At 71.7% G+C, this 16,737-nt stretch carries 15 protein-coding genes; 13 read left to right on the plus strand and 2 right to left on the minus strand.

All coding sequences use genetic code 11. The features are described from left to right. Positions 1–19: 19 nt before the first annotated feature. The 3 genes from I8N67_RS38545 to I8N67_RS38555 all read left to right on the plus strand — a co-directional run bounded on the left by I8N67_RS38545 (position 20) and on the right by I8N67_RS38555 (position 6,271). Positions 20–2,242 (plus strand): bifunctional glycosyltransferase/CDP-glycerol:glycerophosphate glycerophosphotransferase, encoded by a 2,223-nt coding sequence (locus I8N67_RS38545; RefSeq protein WP_200308955.1) that lies wholly within the window; start codon positions 20–22, stop codon positions 2,240–2,242. A 5-nt stretch (positions 2,243–2,247) separates the two neighbouring features. Next, complete coding sequence (locus tag I8N67_RS38550; RefSeq protein WP_200308956.1) at positions 2,248–4,545, plus strand: bifunctional glycosyltransferase/CDP-glycerol:glycerophosphate glycerophosphotransferase; 2,298 nt, start codon at positions 2,248–2,250, stop codon at positions 4,543–4,545. A gap of 118 nt (positions 4,546–4,663) precedes the next feature. Next, positions 4,664–6,271: a hypothetical protein gene (locus tag I8N67_RS38555; protein WP_234046966.1), complete on the plus strand. Its 1,608-nt coding sequence runs from the start codon at positions 4,664–4,666 to the stop codon at positions 6,269–6,271. Between the two features lie 60 nt (positions 6,272–6,331). On the opposite strand, the gene I8N67_RS38560 is transcribed toward I8N67_RS38555, so the two are convergent. Further along, on the minus strand, positions 6,332–6,745 hold the full coding sequence (locus tag I8N67_RS38560; protein WP_200308957.1) for an organic hydroperoxide resistance protein: 414 nt from the start codon (positions 6,743–6,745) through the stop codon (positions 6,332–6,334). 155 nt (positions 6,746–6,900) lie between these two features. On the opposite strand from I8N67_RS38560, the gene I8N67_RS38565 reads away from it, so the two are divergent. The 10 genes from I8N67_RS38565 (at position 6,901) to I8N67_RS43465 (ending at position 16,298) form a co-directional block, all read left to right on the plus strand. Next, entirely contained in the window at positions 6,901–7,389 is a 489-nt protein-coding gene (locus I8N67_RS38565; RefSeq protein WP_200308958.1) for a MarR family winged helix-turn-helix transcriptional regulator, read from the plus strand. A gap of 242 nt (positions 7,390–7,631) precedes the next feature. Further along, a complete protein-coding gene (locus tag I8N67_RS38570; RefSeq protein WP_200308959.1) occupies positions 7,632–9,224 on the plus strand; it encodes a glycosyltransferase family 2 protein in 1,593 nt (530 codons plus the stop codon). 91 nt (positions 9,225–9,315) lie between these two features. Beyond that, the gene (gene galE, locus I8N67_RS38575) at positions 9,316–10,287 is read left to right on the plus strand and encodes a UDP-glucose 4-epimerase GalE (RefSeq protein WP_200308960.1); all 972 of its coding nucleotides are present in this window, start codon (positions 9,316–9,318) and stop codon (positions 10,285–10,287) included. 180 nt (positions 10,288–10,467) lie between these two features. Next, entirely contained in the window at positions 10,468–10,899 is a 432-nt protein-coding gene (locus tag I8N67_RS38580) for a DUF6507 family protein (protein WP_200308961.1), read from the plus strand. Beyond that, positions 10,896–13,412, plus strand: coding sequence for a hypothetical protein (locus I8N67_RS38585; protein ID WP_200308962.1), 2,517 nt, complete (start codon positions 10,896–10,898; stop codon positions 13,410–13,412). The genes I8N67_RS38580 and I8N67_RS38585 overlap by 4 nt, the downstream gene beginning before the upstream one ends. Continuing rightward, a complete protein-coding gene (locus tag I8N67_RS38590) occupies positions 13,409–14,425 on the plus strand; it encodes a hypothetical protein (protein ID WP_200308963.1) in 1,017 nt (338 codons plus the stop codon). Before I8N67_RS38585 ends, I8N67_RS38590 begins: the two co-directional genes overlap by 4 nt. 16 nt (positions 14,426–14,441) lie before the next feature. Then, positions 14,442–14,600: a hypothetical protein gene (locus I8N67_RS44435; RefSeq protein ID WP_307835498.1), complete on the plus strand. Its 159-nt coding sequence runs from the start codon at positions 14,442–14,444 to the stop codon at positions 14,598–14,600. Positions 14,601–14,609: 9 nt separating this feature from the next. Continuing rightward, on the plus strand, positions 14,610–15,083 hold the full coding sequence (locus I8N67_RS38595; protein WP_307835499.1) for a hypothetical protein: 474 nt from the start codon (positions 14,610–14,612) through the stop codon (positions 15,081–15,083). A 97-nt stretch (positions 15,084–15,180) separates the two neighbouring features. Then, positions 15,181–15,834: a pentapeptide repeat-containing protein gene (locus I8N67_RS38600; RefSeq protein WP_307835500.1), complete on the plus strand. Its 654-nt coding sequence runs from the start codon at positions 15,181–15,183 to the stop codon at positions 15,832–15,834. Between the two features lie 338 nt (positions 15,835–16,172). After that, the gene (locus tag I8N67_RS43465) at positions 16,173–16,298 is read left to right on the plus strand and encodes a hypothetical protein (protein ID WP_307835501.1); all 126 of its coding nucleotides are present in this window, start codon (positions 16,173–16,175) and stop codon (positions 16,296–16,298) included. Positions 16,299–16,397: 99 nt separating this feature from the next. Here the strand turns inward: I8N67_RS43465 and I8N67_RS38605 are convergent. After that, on the minus strand, positions 16,398–16,737 hold a 340-nt coding region (locus I8N67_RS38605; RefSeq protein ID WP_234046968.1), incomplete at its 5' end, for a hypothetical protein.

Genomic DNA, 16,737 nt, shown 5'->3' on the forward strand with positions numbered 1-16,737 from the left:
AAAAAGAATCGAGAGAACAATGCCCCGCTTCAGCGTCATCGTCCCCACCCACGGTGTCGAAGGACGTCTTCCCCTCGCCCTGGACTCGATCCTCACCCAACAGTTCGGCGACTTCGAACTGATCCCGGTCCACGACGCCACCCCAGACTCCCCGGCCGGCACAGTCACCTCCGCCTACGCCACCAGAGACACCCGAGTCACCCCCGTCGAATCCCCACCCGCCGGAGGGTTGAGCGCCGCCCGCAACGCGGGAATCGCCGCAGCCCACGGCACATACGTCCTCTTCCTCGACGGCGACGACACCCTCGCCCCCAACGCCCTGCGCGCGATCACGGACCGCCTGACCGAGACGGGCGACCCCGACGTCCTGTACTTCGCACACGACCGCACGCACTGGTGGGACGGCGGCACGACCACCCACCGCCCGACCGGCGTCGAGACCCCGGCATGGAGCGCGGCCTACCGCCGCGACTTCCTCACCGACCACCACCTCACCTTCCCCCCGGGCCACTTCACCGACCTCGCCTGGAGCGGCCTGGTCGCCCTCGCCGCCGACCGCACGGCGGAGCTGCGCGGCCAGGCCCGCGTACGGCACCTGCTGCGCAGACAGGGCAGCCGCCTGAACGCCCCCGGCGAGCAGCAACTCGAGCTCCTCGACCAGGTGGAGCTGGTGCTGGCCAGGGCGAACGCCGGAGAGGGACTGTCGGCGGCGCTGTTCGAGCAGCTGTTCGCGGTGGTGCTGCGGACCGCCGCCCACCCGGAGCGCATTCCGGCCCGCCACCGCCACGCGTTCTTCCGCCGTGCCACGCACCTCTACCTCCACCACCGCCCGGCCGGCTTCCACCCGTCGGCCGGCGGCCCCGGCGTACAGCACCGCCTGCTCGCGACCGGCTCGTACGCCGGGTTCCGGGTCCTGAGCGCCGCCAACCGGGCGGCGGCCACTGCGCTGGCGGCGCTCCCCCGCCCCCGCGCGCCCCTGACCCGCGCCCTGTACGCCGCTCAGCGCCTCCTCCCGCTGGACCGGAACCTGGCCGTGTACCGCGCGTACCGGGGCCGGGGCCACAGCTGCGATCCGGCCGCGATCGACGCCAAGGCCCGCGAACTCGCCCCGCACCTGCGCTCGGTTTTCCTCGTCGAGCCCGACGCGGTGGCGCAGCTCCCGGAGGGCGTCGACCACGCCGTGGTCGGCGGTCGGCGCTACTGGCGGGTGCTGGCCCGCGCCAAGTACCTGGTCGGGGACGCGGACTTCGCGGACCCGGTGGTCAAGCGCCCCGGCAGTATCCGTCTCCAGACCCACCACGGCACCCCGCTGGGGACGATGGGCGTGGACCAGTCCTCGTACCCGGTGGTGGCCGCCGTGTCCGGGAGCGTCACCGAGCTCCTCGCGCGCGTGGACAGCTGGGACTTCGGCCTGTCCGCGAACCGGCACTCGACGGAGACCTGGGAGCGGGCCTTCCCCGGCACGTACGAGCAGTTGGAGTACGGCTGTCCGCGTAACGACGTCTTCTACACGGCGACGGCGGCGGACGTGGCCCGCGTGCGGCGCGAGCTGGGCGTTCCCGAGGGCAGGAAGGCCCTCCTCTACGCCCCCGCCCCCACCCACCGCGACCGCACCACCGGCCACGACGCCCGGCTCGACCTGGAGGCGTTCTGCGAGGCGGTGGGCGAGGAGTTCGTGGTGCTGCTGCGGGCGCCCTGCTCCGATGACGACGACGGCATGGGCCGTAAGGGCGAGGGCGAGGGCGAGGGCGGGCTCGGGGACCGGGTCATCGACGTCACACGGCACCGCTCCGTCGAGGACGTCTGTCTCGCCGCCGACGCCCTGATCACCGACCGCTCCTCCCTGATGTTCGACTACGCCAACCTCGACCGGCCCATCGTGATCCACGCGGGCGACTGGGATGTCTACCGGGAGACCCACGGCGTCTGCCTCGACCTGCCGGCCGCGCCGCCCGGCCATGTCGCCCGCACCGAGCGGGAGTTGGCGGATCTGTTCCGCGACGGCTCGTACGCGGACGCGGAGGCCGACGCCCTGCGGGCCGGCTTCCGGGAGCGGTTCTGCCAGTTCGACGACGGGCGGGCGGCCGAGCGGGTGGTCCGGCGGATCTTCCTCGGCGAGCGACCGGAGAGCCTGCCACCCGTCGTGCCGCTCGCCGAGCGCACCCCCGCCCCCGCCCCGGCGGCGGCCCCGGCGCCCACGCCCGCGCACGCGCCCGCCACCGCGACCCTCGTGAGGAGCTGACGGACATGCCCCGTTTCAGTGTCATCGTCCCCGTCTTCAAGGTCCGGGGCTTCCTGCGGGAGTGCCTCGACTCGGTGCTCGACCAGTCGTACCGGGATCTTGAGGTGATCGCCGTCGACGACTGTTCGCCGGACGGGAGCGGCGCGATCCTCGACGCGTACGCCGCCCGCGACCCACGCGTACGGGTGCTGCCCCTGTCGGCGAACGTCGGGCCGGGCCGGGCGCGCAACGCCGGACTGCCGTACGCCGGCGGCGACTTCGTCCTCTTCCTCGACAGCGACGACACCCTCACGCCGGGCGCCCTGCGCGCCCTGGCCGACCGGCTCGACGAGGCCGGCGACCCCGACGTACTGGTCTTCGACCACGCCCGCGCGTACTGGTGGGGCGGCACGCGCCGCGACGGGCTCGCGCGGGTGCTGAAGGCGGCGGGCGAGGGGACCTTCACGGTCGCGGAGCGCCCGGAACTCCTCGTCCTGCCGACGGCCGTGTGGAACAAGGCCTACCGGCGGGAGTTCGTCGAGGCGCACGGCTTCCGGTTCCCGCCCGGCTACTACGAGGACACGCCCTGGACGTTCCCGGTGCTGTTCAGCGCCGGGCGGATCGCCACCCTGGACCGTTGCTGCGTGGCGTACCGGCAGCGGCGGCAGGGCGACATCCTGTCCACCACCAGCCGTGGGCACTTCGATCTGCACGACCAGTACGAGCGGGTCTTCGGCTTCCTGGACTCCCGTCCGGAGCTGGCCGGGTGGCGGCCGGGGCTGCGGAACAGGATGGCGGAGCACTGCCTGGACATCCTCGCCGAGCCGGACCGGGTACCGCCGCGCGACAAGGCCGAGTTCTTCCGGCGGACGGCCGGGCTGTACCGGAAGTACGGGCCCGGGCCGTCCGGATCCGGGTCCGGATCCGCCGAGCATGCCCTGACGCCGGACGACTACCGTGTCCTGGAGGGTGGTTGGGCCGCCTACCGTGCCCGGCGGCAGGTCGCCCGCCTCGGGACGGCGCTCGGCGCGGGCGGGGAGCGGGTGCGGGCGGCGGGTGCCGAGCGGATCGGGCGGCTCCGGTCGCTGGCCCACGAGCGGCTGCCGCTGGACCCGAACCTGGCCGTGTACTCGGCGTTCTCGCACCGCGGGCTGCTCGGCGACCCCGCTGCCGTGTACCGGGCCGCCCTCGAACACGCGCCGCACCTCCGCGGCGTGTGGGTGGTGCGGCCGGAGCGGGTGGCGGAGCTGCCGCCGGGTGTCCCGTACGTGACGCCCGGCTCTGCCGAGTATCTGCGGGTGACCGCGCGGGCGACGTACTTCGTCAACAACGTCGACTGGCCCGACGCCCTGACCAAGCGGCCGGGCAGTGTGCACGTCCACACCCACCGGGGCACCCCCCTCAAGTTCATGGCCGCCGACCTGCTGCACAGGCCGGGGGCCCGGCTCGGCGTGGACGTGCCGGGGATGCTGCGACGGGCCGACCGCTGGGACTACGGTCTCGTCGCCAACCGCCACTCCGAGCTGGTGTGGAGCAGGGCGTACCCGTGCGGCTTCAACTCGCTGCGCACCGGCAGCCCGCGCAACGACGTCCTCGTGAACGCCGGGCCGGACAGCGGCGCCGGGGTCCGCGCACGGCTCGGTATCCCGGCCGGCCACACGGTCGTGCTGTACGCGCCGACGCCCCGCGACTACCGGCGGGGCGGGTACGTGGAGCGCTTCGACCCGGCCCGGTTCGCCGGGGACCTGCGGCGCGGTCTGGGTGAGGCGCACACCCTCGTCGTACGGCTGCATCCGTCGCTCGCGGACGGCCCGGCGCGCGGGTTCGGGCTGGCCGAGCTGCATCGGCGGGGGGTGGTCGTGGACGCGACGGACGAGCCGCGCGTCGAGGATCTGATGCTCGCCTCCGACGTCCTGGTCACGGACTACTCGGCCCTGATGTTCGACTACGCCAACCTCGACCGGCCGATCGTCGTGCACGCCGACGACCGGGACGCCTTCGCCGCCGCCCGGGGTACGTACGTCGACATCACCGCCGACCCGCCGGGCCATGTGTCCCGCTCCTACCGGGAGCTTGCCTGGCTGTTCGATTCCGGGCAGTGGCGGGACACGGAGTCGGCGCGGCTGCGGGCGGGGTTCCGGGAGCGGTACTGCGAGTTCGACGACGGGCGGGCGGCCGAGCGGGTGGTGCGGATGGTGATGCTGGGCGAGGGGGCGGACGCGGTGCCTGTGCGGAGGCCGGTCCCGCCACCGTCGGAGTCGTCGACGGCCGCCGACACCTCGTCGCTCATGTCTTCCCTGATGTCGTCGTTCACCTCGCCATGAGGGCGCGGACGTGGGTCCTGCTCCTCGCCGGTGTGTTCACGCTGCTCCAGCTCGCGCGGCCTCACTCGATGTGGTGACGGCGAGCTAATCCGTTGACTCTTTCGGGAATACACGGCAAATGCCTCCGACAGCCCATACCGGTCCCGGTTCCTCGGCAATCGGCACTCGCCGCCGCCACGTCGCCCTCGGTGCCACCGCCCTGCGCGGCGGCCGTACCTGGCTGACGCGGCGGCCCACTCCGTATGTCGTCGTGGGCGGGCTGTTCTGGCTGGTGATGACGTTGGCGTACTGGCGGGTGCCGCTGTGCTGCGACGCCGGGCAGCACGCGGCGGTCGTCGAACGGCTGCGCTGGAGTCTGCTGCACCCGGCCCACCCGACCGCCGATCTGCCGGGCGCGGGGAGCCCGTACTACTCCCCGTACGCCGTCGCGCAGGGTGTGCTCGCGCGGCTGAGCGGTCTGAGCGGCTGGTCGCTGGTGAAGCTCGCCGGGCCGGTGAATCTGCTGGTGCTGCTCACCGGGATCGGCCGTTTCGTGCGGGTGCTGACGCCGCGGCCGTGGGCGCCGGTCCTCGCGCCGCTGTTCATGACGCTGCTGTGGGGCACCGAGCGGGTCCTGTGGAGCGGCTATCTCGGGCTGATGTCGTTGACGACGAACCTCGGCTTCCCGTCGGCGTTCGCCGTCGGGCTGACGTTCTGGGCGTGGGCGTGGACGGGGGCACGCGCGCGTGCGGACGCGTCGGCGCGGCGCGTGCGGTACGTCGGTCCGAGCGGCCTCGGGAGTGTCTGGGCGTACGCCGGCCTCGGCGCGCTCTACGGGCTGATCCTGCTGGTGCATCCGATCACGGCCGTGGCGTCGGCGGCCGGAGCCCTGGCGATCGTGGCGGCCCGGCAGCGGGAATGGCGGGGCCCGGTGCTCGGGCGGTGGGCGCTGACCGGGGCGGCCGCACTGGCGGTCGCGGTGTCGTGGCCGTACTACGCCGTCCTGTCGCTGGCCGGGAACACGGGCGTGGACGCCATGCACCGGGTCCTGTACGAGAACCTGGCCGGACACCTGTGGCTGGCGCTGCTCGGACTGCCGGCACTGTGGGCGCGGGGGCGCAGGTCCTCCAGGGACCCACTGGTGCTGATGTTCGCGGCGGAGTGCCTGGTGGTGGCGTACGGCTGGGCCAGCGGGCACTACACGTACGGCCGGGTCCTGGCACTCTCGGCGGTACCCCCGCAGTTCGCCCTGGCCATCGAACTGGCGGCGCCTCGCCCTTGGGGTTGGGGACGACGCGTACTGGCCGGGGTGACGGCCGCGGGAGTGTGCGCGGGGTTCCTGACGGCGCAGGCGGGGGCCGTCGTACCCCGGTCGCTGGATCCGGTCGGCTTCGATCAGCCGCCGCGCTGGCCGACGTACGGATGGGCCGCACGGCACATCCGGGCGGGCGAGGTGCTGATCACCGACGGGTACTTCGCGGGGCACGCCGTCGCGGGGCACGGGGTGAACATGGCGGCCCCCACCTGGCCCGATCCGGCTCTGCACGAGGAGGAACGGGTCCGGCGGTACGCGGATGTCCGGGCGTACCTCGACCCGGCGTCGAGCCGGGCTCAGCGGACGGCGGTCGCGCGGCGGTACGGGGTGAGGTGGCTGTTGCTTACCCGGTGGGGGCGGCTGCCGGAGGAGGCGGTGGTCGTGGACTGGAGTCCGAGAACGGGGGAGGTCCTGGCGCGGATCGCTCCGTGAGGGGTGGTTGGGAGCGATCCGCGCCCTATGGCGCGACTACTCGATTGCTCGAATACTCGATTACTCGATGACCAGCTCGACCGGCATGTTGTTGCGGGTGGCGTTGGAGTACGGGCAGACCTGGTGGGCCTGCTCGACGAGCTTGCGGCCGGTGGCCTCGTCGACGGAGTCGGGGAGCTCGACGCGGAGGGTGGCCTTCAGGGCGAAGCCCTCGCCCTCCTTGCCTATGCCGACCTCGGCGGTCACCGCGGCGTCGCTGATGTCGACCTTGGCGGCGCGGCCGACGAGACCGAGGGCGCTGGCGAAACAGGCGGCGTAGCCGGCGGCGAACAGCTGCTCCGGGTTGGTGCCCTGGCCGTTGCCGCCGAGCTCCACCGGGAGGGCCAGGTCGAGGTCGAGCTTGCCGTCGTTGGTGACGGCGCGCCCATCGCGGCCGTGGGTGGCGGTGGCCACAGCGGTGTAGAGCGCGTCCATGGGGTCCGTCCCTTTCAGCAGGTCAGTTCGACAAGTCGTGTTCAACAAGTCGAGTCATGTCCGGCGGTGCGGTTCGACCGCCGTTCACAGACCTAAGTAGAGCACACAATTCAATTGCCCACAACTAAATGGCGGACACGAGGTACCCTGGAACCATGACCACGAGCGCCCCTCAAGATGCCCCTCAGGAGGACTACCTCCTTCTCGACCAGCAGATCTGCTTCTCGCTGCACGCCGCCTCGCGCGCCTTCACCAGCGCCTACCGCGTGGTGCTGAAGGATCTGGGGATCACCTATCCCCAGTACCTGGTGATGCTGGTGCTGTGGGAGCAGGGCGAGCTGCCCGTGAAGAAGCTGGGCGAGCGGCTGCGGCTCGACTCCGGGACCCTGTCACCGCTGCTCAAACGCCTGGAGGCGGCCGGTCTCGTACGGCGTGAGCGCAGTGCCCGCGACGAGCGGTCGGTGGAGGTGCGGCTGACCGGGGAGGGCACCGCCCTGCGGGAGCGCGCGCTGGCCGTGCCGCGCCGGATCGTCTCCGCGACGAGCTTCGACGTCGACGAGATCCGCGACCTGCGCGACCGCCTGAACGTCCTGACCGCCGCGCTGGACGAGGCGGCACTGGACGAGGCGGCACTGGAGGACTGACCCCGCTGTCCGGCCCAACGGGGCCCAGTCGGGCGAATGCGCGCCGGGCTGATCCGCGCCGGGCGAGTCCGATGCCGGGCGAGTCCGTACCGGGCGAGCGATTCGAGCCAACCGCACGACCCCCACGGAATCCACCAACCTCGAACGGAACCCCGCCCTCCCCCGTTCCCTCTTCCCCACCGGGCCGCGAAGCCTCGCCTAAGCGATATTTGACGCATATCTCTCACAGGTCCGGGGCAAGCATGGCTCTTCAGCAGGCGCAGGTCTCCGTCGTCGTCATCGGGTACGACGACGCCGCCCATGTCGCGGACGCCGTGCGCTCGGCGCTCGCGCAAGGGCCGGCCGTCCGTGAGGTGATCGCGGTCGACGACTGCTCGACGGACGGCAGCGGGGAGCTGCTGGAGCGGCTGGCCGAGCGGGAACCGAGGCTCAGGGTCGTCCGGCGGCGGACCAACAGCGGCGGCTGCGGCAGCCCGCGCAACGACGGGCTCGACGCCGCGGCCTCGCCGTACGTGATGTTCCTGGACAGCGACGACGTACTGGCGCCGGGTGCCGTGGACGCGCTGCTGGGGGCGGCCCTGGAGCACGACGCGCCGGTCGCGTCGGGGCTGTGCGTGCGCAAGGAGCTGCCGTCCGGCCGCGAGACGCCCTGGCAGCCCGAGCTGTACGGCCAGCGCACGCTGGTGGCACACCCGTCCCGGCGCGTGCGCCTGGTGCACGACACCCTGTGCGTCAACAAGCTCTACCGCACCTCCTTCCTGCGCGAGCGCGTCATCCGCTTCCCAGAAGGACGCTTCCCGTACGAGGACTTCGTGTTCGCCGCGCGCGTACTGGCCGCCGGGCCGCGCGTCGCGCTCGTCCCGGACCCGGTGTACGTCTGGCACGTGCGCCGGTCGGCGGCCCGGCTGTCCATTTCCCTCGACCGCTCCGAGATCGCCAACTGGCGGGCCCGCATCGACGCCGACCGGCTCTCCTACGACATCCTGCTGGGCTCCGGGGAGAAGCAGCTGGCGGGGGCGGTGCGGACCCGCTTCCTCGACCACTCCCTGCGGATGTACGCGCGCGAACTCGACCTGCGCGGCACGGAGTACCGGCGCGAGTGGTGGGCCCTCACGCGCGGGTACCTGGCCTCCTTCGACGAGGGCGACTTCCTGCCGGCGCCCGCGCCCGGCCGGGTGATCGCCCGGGTGATCCTCGCCGCCGAGGAGCCGCGCGACCTGCCCCGCCTCAAGGAACTCGCCGCCCGCCCGGCCAGGCTGAGCCCGCCCTACGCGCGCGCGGGCGACGGCTCACCCGTCTGGTCCGCCGACCTGCCCCAGGTCGACCTGGACCACCTCCTCGTCCGCCCCGTGCACCTGCTGCCCGCCGCCGTCGACGCCGAACTGCGGCCCCGCGCGCGCGGCACGGCACTGCGGCTGCGCCTGCACGAGCTGTACGGGCGGCTGGCGGACACGGGGCCGAGGACAGTGGAGGCGGAGTTCACCGAGCGGGCGGACGGGCGGGTCGGGTTCACCGGCACGGCGTCCTTCACGGCCGAGCCGGAGTTCGGCAGCTGGACGGCCGAAGTCCCGCTGGACCTGGGGGCGCTGGGCAGCGGAACCTGGGACCTCCGGCTGCGGCTGCGCTTCGCGGACGGCAGCCACCGGGACACCACCGCGCACGCCCTCTCGGGCGCCGGGCTCCTGCGCCGGAGCGCACTGCCGAGCCCGCGCCACGGCGTACTCCTCGTACAGCCGTACGCCACCCACGCCGGGGCGCTCGCGGTGCGGCTCGCGCCCGGTTGGCGCGGATTGACCGAAGTTGTCTTCCGCCGTCTCAAACGCCTGCTTCACTGATGACCGCTTTGACGGACGTAAGCGCACGCACACCATCAACTACGCACACCATCAACTACGCACTCCATCAACTACGAGAGGACAGTCCTCCATGACCTGGCTGATCACCGGTGGCGCCGGATACATCGGGGCGCATGTGGTGCGCGCGATGCTCGACGCGGGCGAACGGGCCGTCGTCCTCGACGACCTGTCCACAGGGATCGCCGAACGGGTGCCGGAGGGCGTGCCGTTGGTGGTGGGTTCCACACTGGACGAGGCGCTGCTGGGACGCCTGATGCGGGACCGGGGCGTCACCGGAGTCGTCCATCTCGCGGCCAAGAAGCAGGTCGGCGAGTCCGTCGACCTGCCGCTGCACTACTACCGGGAGAACGTCGAGGGCCTGCGCACCCTGCTGTCGGCCGTCACGGACGCCGGGGTCGCCTCCTTCGTCTTCTCGTCCTCCGCCGCCGTGTACGGCATGCCCGATGTGGACCTCGTCACCGAGGAGACACCGTGCGTGCCGATGAGCCCGTACGGCGAGACCAAGCTGGCCGGCGAGTGGCTGGTACGGGCCACGGGCCGGGCGACCGGGCTGTCGACGGCCTCGCTGCGGTACTTCAACGTGGCAGGCGCGGCGACCCCCGAACTGGCGGACACCGGCGTCTTCAACCTCGTCCCCATGGTCTTCGAGAAGCTCACCGAGGGCGCCCCGCCACGCGTCTTCGGCGCCGACTACCCGACCCCCGACGGCACCTGCGTCCGTGACTACATCCACGTCGTCGACCTGGCGGAGGCCCATGTGGCGACCGCGCGGCGGCTGCGCGAGGCACCGGGCACGGACCTCACCCTCAACATCGGGCGCGGGGAAGGCGTTTCGGTGCGCGAGATGATCGACCGGATCAACGCGCTCACCGGCCACACCCTGCCCCCCTCGGTCGTCGACCGACGCCCCGGCGACCCCGCGCGCGTCGTCGCCTCCGCCGACCGGATCGCCTCCGAGCTGGGCTGGAAGGCGCGGTACGACGTCGAGGACATGATCGCCTCGGCGTGGGCGGGCTGGACCCGGAACCACCCGGCGAAGTGACCTGAACCCGTACGACCCGGTCACCCGTGCGGCAGTTGCGAAGTCCCGTGAAGTCCCGTGAAGTCCCGCTCGATCGTGGGAACTGTTCGGCCCCCGTTGCTCGTGTGTATAGGAGAAGCGCACGAGCAAACACGTACGGGGTACGACGTATCCGACAGGGGCGTTACGGGGGTAGCGACGATGCCGGCCTGGGACATCGATCCGAACAATGTGCAGACCACGCTGAACTCGACCGGTGAGGCGGCCGGCGGCCTGGAGAAGGCGGCCAACTCGCTGGTGACGAACATGGCGGGCGCGGCCGAGTCGGCCGGCACCGCCGTGCCGGGCGGGCAGTTCAGCGGGCCCATGATCGGGCCGGTGGCGGCGGGCACGCCACGCGTGCCGGTCGGCCCGGTGGCGGCGGCGCTGAGCCAGTACCTGCAGGAGCGGCAGCAGAAGCTGGCGTTCATGGCACAGCGCACCATCGACTCCGTGCAGGGCGCGGCCAAGGCCACCAACGCCTATGTCACGGGCGACCTGGACATGGCCGCCCAGCACCAGGCCGGCGCGTTGAAGGCGACGGTGGTGCCCCCGCCGCCGGGTGTCGACGGCAACGGGCAGGGGCCGAAGTGAGCGACGACATCCCCGTCATCCCGGAAGAGGTCCCCGAGTTCACCGGGAACCTGGAGTTGCTCGACCAGCACATCGCGGGCATCCGCTCGGCCGGCACCTCCCTGAAGGACTCGGGCTCGGCGATCCACACCCGCTTCGGCGGCCTCTCCGCGTACTACAAGGCGCCGGAGGCGGAGGCGCTGTTCGCGACGACCGCCCCGGTCGCGACCAAGGGCGAGGAGTTCTCCACCGAGCTGGAGACCGTGGCCTCGGCCCTGGACACGTACGCCTCGGCCGTCGGCCCGCTCAAGCAGAAGTTCGACCAGCTCCGCCAGGACGCGATCGCCTTCCGCAGCAAGATCGCCGACGACGACGAGTGGCGCGCCGACGGCGACCTCATCGAGGAGAACAACAACCGCCGCTCCGACATCAACGCCGCGTACGCCGCCTTCCAGGCCGCCGAACGCGACTGCTACAACAAGATCGTCGCGCTGGTCGGCGGCGAGGCGCTCGTCATCAACGACGGCACCGACAAAGAGAACATGTACGGCTACCGGGGCGAGGACCTCGACAACGCCGGCGGTCTGCCCTGGGGCGACCCGGTCGAGGAGTCCAACCCCTGGTACTACGTGCACGAGCACGTCTGGGACTTCGCGGTCGGTTTCGTCGTCGACGGCGTGTGGGGCACGATCAAGGGCCTCGGCACGCTGGTGGGCTTCAACGGCTGGGACGCGGCCGGCCAGGCCTGGGTCGGCCTCGGCAAGCTCGCGACCGGCATCGTCATCATGGCCAACCCGGTGACCGCCGCCGCGTTCTGGCTCACCCCCGACGACAAGCTGCCCTCCTGGATCCGCGACTCCCGCACGGCCGTCGTCGAGACCGGAAAGGCGCTGATCGCGTACGACGAGTGGGGCAAGAACCCGGCTCGGGCGGCCGGAGCGGTCACGTTCAACGTCGTGACCACGATCTTCACGGGCGGTACGGGAGGAGCGGTCGCCGGCGCCGGCAAGGCGGGCGCCATCGCCAAGGCCATCTCCTTCGCCGGCAAGGCGGGCCGGATCGTCGACCCGATGACGTACATCACCAAGGGTGTCGGCGCGACCGCCGTGAGGATCGGCGACGTCATGGCGAGCCTGCGCGGCATCACCGACGGCACCCACATCAGGCTCGGCGAGGGCACCTACCAGATCGCCGACACCCCGAACATCGCGGACGACCTCCCGACGGGCCTCACCCCCGAGAACTCGGTCCGCATGGAGACCCCCAAGGGCGAGGTCGTCTACCTCGACACCACCACCCTGGTCGTGCACAACGCCGACGGGACAGTCCGGGAGTCGCTGGACAACATCGCCCACGAGGGCACCGCCGCCGAGCGGGGCGTCGATGTGCGGACGCCGGAGCAGGAGTTGGTGGGGGCCGGGGCCAAGGTCTCCGACGGCGCCGCGACCGTGGGGCGGGTCGGGGACGACCTCGGCGACGTCGGGCGCGTGGGGGACGACCTGGGCGGGACCGGGCGGGTCGGGGACACCAACCTGCCGGGTGGCCGCGCCGAGAGCCCCTCGGCCGTCCACAACGAGACGCCCGGCGGCACGACCGGCGGGGGCCACGTGGAGACACCCGGCGGCGGGCGCACGGAACCCCCCTCGGGCGGCCACGGTGACGGTCCCGGCGGCGGTGACGGACCCGGCGGCGGTGACGGACCCGGTGGTGGGGACGGACCCGGCGGCGGTGGGGACGGACCCGGCGGCGGTGGGGACGGACCCGACGGCGGTGACGGACCCGGCGGCGGTGGGGACGGACCCGGCGGTGACGGACCCGGCGGCGGTGACGGACCCGGCCCCGACGGCACGTCACCCGGTGGCGACGGCCCGCCGATGGTGCGCGGCGGCGAGACCGAGCAGCAGATCCGCGACGCGATCAAGGGCATCCCCGGCAAGCAGCGACCGAAGCCGGACGTGCTCGAAAGGGCCCTCGACCGGCTCGCCGAGGAACCGGGCGGCCAGCGGATCGCGGAGGCCATCGCCTCCGGGCGTTTCAACCAGAGCGGCGATTTCGGCCAGGTCGTCTCGTCCCTGGGAGCGCGCAAGGTCGCCATGTTCCAGCCCGGCGCCGATCAGATCGTCTTCGCCGACGACCTGGTCAACAGTGGTGTCCCGGCACACGCCATCGACTTCGAGGTGAAGGTGCCCGTCGGCTCCGACCTGGACATCCGCATCAAGGACGGGTCCGGCGAGGTCTACGGCTACCAGATGAAGCACCTCAACGACCCGGTCGACCCCATCAACGAGATCACCCGCGGAAAATACCTGCTGCAACTGGCGAAGTCCGAGGCGGACCATCGCATCCTGCTCGTCGACGGCGGGCGAGGAACCATCGCCGACTGGACGGCGAACGGATCCTACGATGCCCTCATGGACATCCACCGCGGCGGACGCGGGACCAAGGGTGAGGGCATCACCTTCGTCGTACGCCTGGAGGACGGAACCCTCACCATCCCGCCGGGAAGCAAGACCGACCCCAAGGACATGCTGTGATCACCTCGGAACCCATCGGCGACTGGACCTGGGAAATTACGCCGAGCACCGCTGAGGCCAGGCCCTCGCAGGCGGCGGAGATCGCCGCGGCGGTCTGGAACGTCCTGGCCCGGCACGAGCTCGCGGTGCCCGTGGGCAAGGTCGACCTCTCGGTTCGTGCCACGCACGACACCCGGGACGTACGGCTCGACGTGCGGGGTCTCGCCCTGGAGGCGGACCCTCTCGCACCGGGAACGGCGCTTTCGGACGCCGTGGCGCGGGCGGAGTCACTCGACGGGGATTTCCTCACCGGTCTGCGGATCCAGTGCCCGGGCCTCTGGCTGGAGTCGGGAGCGGGGCACCGCGCGGAGAAGCTGTTCACCATCCAGGTCGACATCTGGAAGGCCAGCCTCATCGTGGTGACGCTGGAAACCTACTCCGACGCGTGGCTGACGATGGACACGCGCGAGCGGGAACAGCCGGCGATCCACGCCGACAACGCGCCCCGGCTCACGGCCGCCCTGCGAGCCCTGTCCGACCTGCTCGGCGGCGCCCCCGAACCGGGCGATCCCAATCGCCACGCGACTCCCACGACAACAGGTTTCGAGGACCTGACGGTCGAGGGTCCCGCCTACACCGACTCATGGGGCACCTTCGAGGTTCCGGCGCGGTCCCGCCGGCTCCTGTCCTCGCTGCCGAAGACGGAAAACGAGTACGCGGACATCACGGACCACCCCGTGCGCTACTTCACCATCCAGCGGGACGACCGGACCCTGGGCTACGTGTGGGCCTCTCTCGGCGACAACGCCGCGGGCTACGAACCGCGAACAGCGGCAGGTGACGACGCGTTCGAGGCCGGCGTGGGGTGGGTACTGCGGCTCCGCGAGGCCCACGAGCGAGGGCTCGACGGCCTCGAAGCCCTCGACTGGCTGCGCAAGTCCCCACCGGGCCCGGACCTCGGCCACTTCTCCGAGAAGCTTCCACGGCAGGCTCCCTCCCTCGACGCGCTGGAAGAACTGTCCGGGCGGTACTGAGCGGCGGAACCGAGTGATGCCCAGGCTCCTCCGCTCTCCGAGCGAGTCCGCGTCGTGGACCTGGGACCTGGACGGCGTCGAGCCGTCCGGCCCGGGGTCCGCGCTGTCCGTGGCGGCCCGGAACTCCGCCGTGCTGCGCGAGCACGAGCTCCTTGTACCCACCAGCCTCGAATGAGGCTGGTTCGTGTACGGCGGCGGCAGCACCGGGCTCGCCACCCGCATGTCGCTCCAGGGACCGATCGACGGCCGGGAAGTACCACCGCGCGTCGAACGGAGCCGCCCCGTCGGCTTCCCCGACGCCCAGCTCGGGAGCATCCTCGTCATGGGTTCCGGTACCTGGATCGACGTGGCAGGGGAGAAGCACCGGGAACACCGGCTGGTCGAGCTGACGGTGGCCCCCGATGCCCTCGGCATCTGGGCGGAACTGGCCGTCTTCCACGACATCTGGGGCCCCTTCGACTTCCGGGGCGTGCCGCATCCGGACGTCGAGAAGCGGAACGCCCCACGCCTCACGGCGGCCCTCAAGTCCCTCGACGCCCTGCTCGGCGTCCCCGCCGAGCCCGGCGACCCCACGTACTTCGGCAGCGCCGAGGGCCACGGCATCAAGGCCCCGGACGTGATCGACGGCCGGGGCCCGGACCTGACCGACCTGCTCTGACCCGCGCATGAGTCTCCCCATCGAACGATCCAGGAGGTGGCACGCCAACGGCACACTCGCGTTCCTACGGTTCATGACCGAAGACGGCCATCGCCCCGTGGCGGAAGTGGAATTCGAGTGGAACGAAGCCGGTGAACGGATCCGCGGACACGATGTCATCGGGCTCGACCTAAGCGGCGTCGACCTGTCCGGCACCGATCTCGCGGAATGCTGGTTCACCGATACGAAGCTCGTGGGCGCCAAGCTCGTCGGGGCGGACCTCTACCGCTGCGACGCCCAGGGCGCCGACTTCTCCGGAGCCGATCTGGCAGGGGCCTCCCTGCTGCGCACCAACCTCGACGACACCGTGCTCCGTGGAGCGGTGCTCGATGGGGCGGACCTGGTCAAGGCGTCGCTGTGCGGGGCGGACGCCTCGGGTGCCTCGCTGCGCGGGACGCGCCTCATGGGTGCCTCTCTGCTCGATGTCGATCTCCGCGCAGCGGACCTGTCGCATGCCGTCCTGCGGGAGAACTCGTTCAAAGTGACACTGGATCGACAGACCCGGATCGAGGGACTCTCGGGGACAGTCTTCGGCCCGGTCCAGGTGACCGACCCCCAAGGGGTACGGCAAAAGATCGGTGGAGCCGCACTGGAACGATGGCTGCGCGAACGCGGTGGGGACATCCGGGTACTCCCCGTCCCTGGCAGGCCGCCCCGCATCGACATCGACGACCCCGACGTGGACATGGACGCCGGGCAACGCCTGCTGTGACGCCGTTGTCTGTCCCGCCAGGGCCGGGCCGGTCGACATCTTTGGAACAGGTCCTCGCCGAGGACGGGCTGAGGATTCTGGGTGACCGCTCCTGGGACGAGAACGGTCGGCCGACGAGGAGTTGGCGGCTGGACACCTGGCTCGCCTCGGGCTTGCCCAGCTCAAAACCAGACCCCCTTCCCCGCCGCGCCAAGGGCCTCCGTCCCCACCGGCTTTCCGTGACCGCGTCCACAATCCACAGCCCCCGCACCAATTCGGGGTCGTACCCCTCCCGGAGGGACGGAGGCCTGCGGTCCCGGTCATAGACCGTGACGCGTACGGTGCTGCGGTCGCCGTCCGTGTCCAGCACCACCTCCATACGCCTCCGCGAAAGCGACACCCCCACCACCCACCTCACCACCACCCCCACCACCCTCCACGCCCTTCTCCCCACCCTCAAAGCAGGCACCCTGGGCCGCCCTTGACGCGCAGCGCGTTTCGGCTCGTAATCCGAAGGCGGGGCACGGCTGGAGATGTACGAAAGCGGCCCGCCCACACGCGTGGGGCGGGCCGCTCCCGCTGTCTCAGGCGGGACCAGGATCGAAGATCTCGTGTCCGCCGACCCTGCGCCAGATGACGTGCGGCTCACCTTCGAGGAGTTCGTCTCCGAACTGCCAGGTGGCTCGCCCGTCAGGCGCCCAGGTCATTTCCATGACCGGACGCTCGCCGTCAGGGAGCTTCACGCCCTGGACCGGCTTGACCCGGAGGCCGGGCCGAAACTGCCCGGTTGCCACGTCCGGTACGAACTTGTTCCGGACGGTGTCCTCGAACCGCTTTCGCTCCGGCTGAGGGAGCTTCCTGAAGTCACGGTCGAAGCGGGCAGTCGTTTCAAACGTCGGCAATAGGGCCTCCAGGTGGTCGGGG

This window comes from Streptomyces adelaidensis, from assembly GCF_016598475.1.
GTDB classification, from domain to species: Bacteria; Actinomycetota; Actinomycetes; order Streptomycetales; family Streptomycetaceae; genus Streptomyces; species Streptomyces adelaidensis.

Excerpts from the sequence above, each read along its gene's own strand:
- I8N67_RS38545 (WP_200308955.1), top strand. The coding sequence starts at position 20 with ATGCCCCGCTTCAGCGTCATCGTCCCCACCCACGGTGTCGAAGGACGT.
- I8N67_RS38550 (WP_200308956.1), top strand. The coding sequence starts at position 2,248 with ATGCCCCGTTTCAGTGTCATCGTCCCCGTCTTCAAGGTCCGGGGCTTC.
- I8N67_RS38555 (WP_234046966.1), top strand. The coding sequence starts at position 4,664 with ATGCCTCCGACAGCCCATACCGGTCCCGGTTCCTCGGCAATCGGCACT.
- I8N67_RS38560 (WP_200308957.1), bottom strand. The coding sequence starts at position 6,745 with ATGGACGCGCTCTACACCGCTGTGGCCACCGCCACCCACGGCCGCGAT.
- I8N67_RS38565 (WP_200308958.1), top strand. The coding sequence starts at position 6,901 with ATGACCACGAGCGCCCCTCAAGATGCCCCTCAGGAGGACTACCTCCTT.
- I8N67_RS38570 (WP_200308959.1), top strand. The coding sequence starts at position 7,632 with ATGGCTCTTCAGCAGGCGCAGGTCTCCGTCGTCGTCATCGGGTACGAC.
- galE (WP_200308960.1), top strand. The coding sequence starts at position 9,316 with ATGACCTGGCTGATCACCGGTGGCGCCGGATACATCGGGGCGCATGTG.
- I8N67_RS38580 (WP_200308961.1), top strand. The coding sequence starts at position 10,468 with ATGCCGGCCTGGGACATCGATCCGAACAATGTGCAGACCACGCTGAAC.
- I8N67_RS44435 (WP_307835498.1), top strand. The coding sequence starts at position 14,442 with ATGCCCAGGCTCCTCCGCTCTCCGAGCGAGTCCGCGTCGTGGACCTGG.